This window comes from Aeromonas sp. QDB23, assembly GCF_027707745.1.
In the GTDB taxonomy this organism is placed as follows: Bacteria; Pseudomonadota; Gammaproteobacteria; order Enterobacterales; family Aeromonadaceae; genus Aeromonas; species Aeromonas allosaccharophila.
Genome location: NZ_JAPCJA010000110.1, coordinates 1 through 4,497 on the forward strand (window position 1 = coordinate 1; position 4,497 = coordinate 4,497).

5 protein-coding genes are annotated in these 4,497 nt (G+C 59.4%); 1 reads left to right on the forward strand and 4 read right to left on the reverse strand.

The genetic code is table 11. The features are described 5' to 3' along the window. Positions 1-220 precede the first annotated feature (220 nt). The 3 genes from PG888_RS22395 to mobC all read right to left on the reverse strand — a co-directional run bounded on the left by PG888_RS22395 (position 221) and on the right by mobC (position 2,370). A complete protein-coding gene (locus tag PG888_RS22395; RefSeq protein WP_039168756.1) occupies positions 221-562 on the reverse strand; it encodes a hypothetical protein in 342 nt (113 codons plus the stop codon). Then, positions 563-1,264, reverse strand: a complete 702-nt coding sequence (locus tag PG888_RS22400) for a hypothetical protein (RefSeq protein WP_223938277.1) — start codon at positions 1,262-1,264, stop codon at positions 563-565. 704 nt (positions 1,265-1,968) lie between these two features. Further along, the gene (mobC, locus tag PG888_RS22410; RefSeq protein ID WP_039168860.1) at positions 1,969-2,370 is read right to left on the reverse strand and encodes a plasmid mobilization relaxosome protein MobC; all 402 of its coding nucleotides are present in this window, start codon (positions 2,368-2,370) and stop codon (positions 1,969-1,971) included. 211 nt (positions 2,371-2,581) lie between these two features. Between mobC and PG888_RS22415 the strand changes: the two genes are divergently transcribed. Beyond that, positions 2,582-2,863: a hypothetical protein gene (locus PG888_RS22415; RefSeq protein WP_082020691.1), complete on the forward strand. Its 282-nt coding sequence runs from the start codon at positions 2,582-2,584 to the stop codon at positions 2,861-2,863. Positions 2,864-3,061: 198 nt separating this feature from the next. Here the strand turns inward: PG888_RS22415 and PG888_RS22420 are convergent, their stop codons facing one another. Beyond that, the gene (locus PG888_RS22420) at positions 3,062-4,006 is read right to left on the reverse strand and encodes a replication initiation protein (RefSeq protein WP_215270799.1); all 945 of its coding nucleotides are present in this window, start codon (positions 4,004-4,006) and stop codon (positions 3,062-3,064) included. Positions 4,007-4,497: the final 491 nt, after the last annotated feature.

Below are 4,497 nucleotides of genomic sequence, written 5' to 3' on the forward strand. Positions count from 1 at the left end.
TCACATAGCCAGTCACAATAAATCAATCACTTAGCAGTCTGAATGTCGCATTTGGACGGAAAATCCCTAGAACCCCAATATGCGCCACCGCGTCAGGAGTACCCAACCGACCTGATTTCATACCCGATCTACTTAATTATTGTCACTGTGACGTTATATTACATACTCAACCCGCTACTCTGGCTCTGCTCTTTTCGCAGCACCGCGGCCCTATCGACGATCAACTCTGCGCCTTGTTCAAGCTCTCCAGCGAGCTTTTGACTATGCTCACACTGCTGTTCAATGACCCAAGTGCTGCTCCGGTAGCCCGGTTGGTCTGGTCCAAACTCCGGCCCATGCTGGCTAGCTCGCTCCTGGTACTCTTCTCCAAGGCCACGAAGGCGGTGTGTAAGCTGGCGCAATGCTTCTCGTACTCGCCCAATGTGCTCTGCAACTGCGCCTGCAAGCTCTTCAAAGCGCGCTGTTGCGCGTCGAGCTGCGCCCGCAAGTCCATCGTCTCGTCCTGGTGCCGTTGTTCCATCCGCTCGAATTGAGCTGTCAGCAGCCGCTCTAATTCGGTCATCTACTTCACCCCCACGGCCATCAGGCCCTTGTACGTCCCTTCGTCCATCTTGAACGGTGTATCGATCTGCCTCGCCACGATGTACTGCCCATCTCGGTCGCGCACGAACGTCACCCCTTTGGGCAAGCTGTCTAGGGTCCGTTGGGCTGTGCTGATCTGCTGGTTTAGGCTCTGAAGCTCGGTCAGTTGCCCGGTGATCTCGTTCGCCAGGTACGCTGCCACCCCCCAGGTACTGCCCCCGGCCCCTAGGATCACCGCCATCGATATCAGCAGCGGTTTGAGCCATCCCCGGAACGTCACCAGACTCAGGGCCTCCCCGTCCGTCTTGAGTTGCTCTAGGGCCGTCCTGAGCGGATCGATCGCCTGCTCGATTGCCTTCCCCTGGGCGAGAGTGATCGCGTCGTTTAACCCCTTTTGGATCTGCTCCAAGTCCGTCAAGCTCAAGCATTTGAGCGCGTCCACGGTCGCCTGTTGTTGTTCCAAGGCGCTCTGCTGTGAACCTAACAACGTGGTGATCTGCTCGCTCTGCTGCCGAATAGCGTCCCTGGTTGTACTCAGCTCGGCGCTCACATGCTTTGTCAAACGCTCGCTGAGCTGTGTCAGATTGGCCTCGGTCAACGTGGCCACCTCGGCCAGCTCCTCGGCTTGCCGCTGCGCTAGTCTCTCGCTCAAGCGTGTTTTCAGCTCGCCACCCTTCTCCATACAGCTCTCCTTTGAGCCGGATGCCCTGCGGGTATCCCTCCGGCCTGATCGTGATGTAGTCCTTGCCCTGGCGGGTGATCTCGAATTCGAGCACCTCGCCCAGGTACTCGAGTAATTCGCCCCGGTCGCGGATCAGCCCCTGAGCCACCGCCCCAAGCAGGTGATCCCCTATCTGCCGCTTGATGGCAGTCCTGTCCTGCTGGCCCTTGTAGGCGTCAAAGGAGGGCTGTATCAGCCGTGCCCGGAGCGGGTCGTCTGGTCTGGCCCAGCCCTTGCCGTAGTTCCATTTATCCCGCAGGGCGTCAAAGTCTTTTCTATGTCCGGGCGGGGCAATGTTCAGAGATTTACCCGTGCCCAGGTGAACACGGGGCACCAGGATGTGGACGTGGACACCGCCCCCGGCCTCCCGGTGCTGCACGGCGGTCAGATGCACGTCCTGCCTATCCAGTCCGGCAAAGGACAGCGCCTCGAAGTCGTCCAGCACCGCGCCGATCTCGGCGTCACTGGGGGCCTCTTCCTCCGACCAGGAGATCACCGCACTCCGGTATCGATGCTGAAAATCGAGCGAGTCCGCCACGGCGGCGAACTGCTGCGGATCACCCCGCAACACCGCCACCCCGGCACGTTCCTCGCCCTTGTGGTCGTGACTGTCCAGCAAATAGGTCGCCGCACTGCTGGCCTTACCGGTGCCATGAGCCAGGAACTTAATCATCATGCCCGTCATCCTCCCGGTTCGGCGGAGGCGGAAGCTGCGGCAGTAGTCTCCCGGCGCTCTCCTCGATGCTACGTAGCAACGTCAGCAGCTCCACCAGGTGAACCGAGCTCCCTACCAGGCGGCATTCGTTCACCGCCCTGGCGATCTGGTTGAGGTTCGATCCCAACGCCGCGAGCTGGCGCATTAGCGCAGGATCTGCCAGGTGGCGGGGGTCTCGTTCCCGCCGCGACCGGGCGGGGGATATATGGGTTTGCTGGTCGGCATCCACCTTGGCTCTCAGCCAGTCGGAGAGGGTCAGCCCCTCGTCGCTGGCCCCCTGGCGCCACTTGGCCAGGGTGGCAGGATCGAGGCGAAGGCTGGCCGTTGTTGTCTTTAGCTCTGGCTTTGTCATTGGCTCTCCAAGCGGCGTAGCAGCGTGGGGTTTGAAGGGGCGGAGCCCCTCACCAGCCCCCGGATACATGGAGACCGCGAAGCGGGCGTAATGTAATACGGGGTCGGCTGGCTTAATACCAGTAAAGCAGAAAACGAGGGGGTCGGCAACTTGCAATAAACGTCACCGTGACAGATAATGAATTACCGTAACAGTGACAGGAAAGAGCATCATGAAGGACGCAGCGGATCAGGGAACTGGGGACATGTTCGGCATCAGGCGAGGTCGTGGTAGACCAAAGACAGGGACAGCCAAGACGGGGGCAGAACGGCAGGCTACCTACCGGGCGAAGCAACAGGAAATAAACGTTACCGTGACGTTAAACAGGAATGATCTGAGGGCAGTAAAAACCATTCTGGCCTTCGCTAAGGTCAAGGGGATCACGGAGATGGTGGACGCGGAAACGCTGGAGCGGATAGAGCGGGCGATCTACGCGATCCCGGCAGACGAGTAACCGGGGCCAGAGCAAGATCGCTCCGTGGACAACGGCCCCGCCCACACCCCCCGATAGAGCCGGGGGGCGATGGACGGCCTTCGGTCCGGCCGTTCCCCACCTCGCCAAGGATCCGCTCTAAAAGGATTTTTAAGACTAAAAGGCAAAAGCTCGAGAACGCCCTTTCGGGCGCTGTTATCTGATATAGGCTTGTTTCGATCACGGATGATCACGCTTTAGGTAAACGCTCACCGTACTGGGGGAGATTTGAAGATCGTCCGCTATATCGCGGTTGGTGTACCCCTGAGCCTTAAGCCGCAGAACCTCCGGCAATAGATCGGACTTGTCCTTACCGCTATTGCTCGGCCTTCCCCCTCCCTTGGATACCTTACCGCCCTTAGCCCCTCTCCGCGCTTGGATCTCGGAGGTATGTGTCCGATCAACGTAATCCGCAAACGCGGACGGAGTTAGGTTCCGCCAGACCCAGCGGGCAATGCTCTTGGCCGTAGACTTAATCTCGGACACTGGCAGCGGACCGCCTTGCTCCAAGCCAAACGCATTGGCGCTCTCACAGGCCGCAAGCACGGCATCGGCCCATGCGTCATAGCCGTTGGGCCGCCAAAACCGTCTGACGGCCTTATAGGCCCATTCCCGCACGTTATCGAACACCTCTATGTTACGCCCCAACCCGCTCGCTTCTTTGCGCTTACGGCCACTAAAGGCCGCCAGATCAGCATCTGGGCAAAACTCGGCGAGATAGTCGAGGGTGTAGGGTTCAATGTCGTGCCAGAACGTCATCCAATCGCTGTGGACGGGGTTTTTTGTGACCAGCCCTGCATACCTCAGATCGGCCCCCAATCGTTTCGCTAGAACGTGCTCGATGGCAGCCAGGTAACGCAACGGCCCCAATCTGGCGACACTGGATCGCGCCACGGGCGAGGCCAGCAGGTAACCAAGGTGGTAATTGCCGTTCTCTGGGTTGATCGAGATCCAGTGCGGGGCAGGCAGCCCCCTATCCTGCCACTCGTGGTAGCCATCGCGCTGGGGGTCATGCTGGTGCTTCTTGTCCACGTCGAACACCAGCATGGCGACATGCGGCGGCGGGTTGAACTGGATGTGGCTATAGCCCAGCGCAGTAGCCTGCGGACGAATGAGCAGCCCCATCGATTTGTCGTTGGTGCAGTAGGGGCGGCGCGGAAGCCTGTCTATGAAGAGGTTTTGGGCCGTCTGAGTCAGAGATCACCGCGCTTATTGGCGGTGCAGGGTTGTCTGAGATCGTGCATGTGTTATGCTTTTCCTGTTCTTTGTGAACGGCCCCGAATGCTCTGAGTCTTCCGCCAAGTTGATCAGCAGAGCTTCGGGGTTTGTCTTTTCTGGACAACAAGTTACCGCACCGCTTTCGCTACCGCAACACGTCACGCCCCCTTGCACCCGATAAGGGAGCAGGAACGGATATGGCTGCACCACCCCAAGAGGTCGCATCGAGGAGGTCGATCAGCGGCTTTCCATCGGCCCATAGCCACGGTGAGCCTTGATAGATCGCCAGTTCGTACTCAACCGGGGGGAACTGGCGAATATGGGGTTCTAGGGATTTTCCGTCCAAAAACGACAAAGTGCTCTGGAGGCCACGCCGTCCGCGGCCTCCAGAGGGGTAT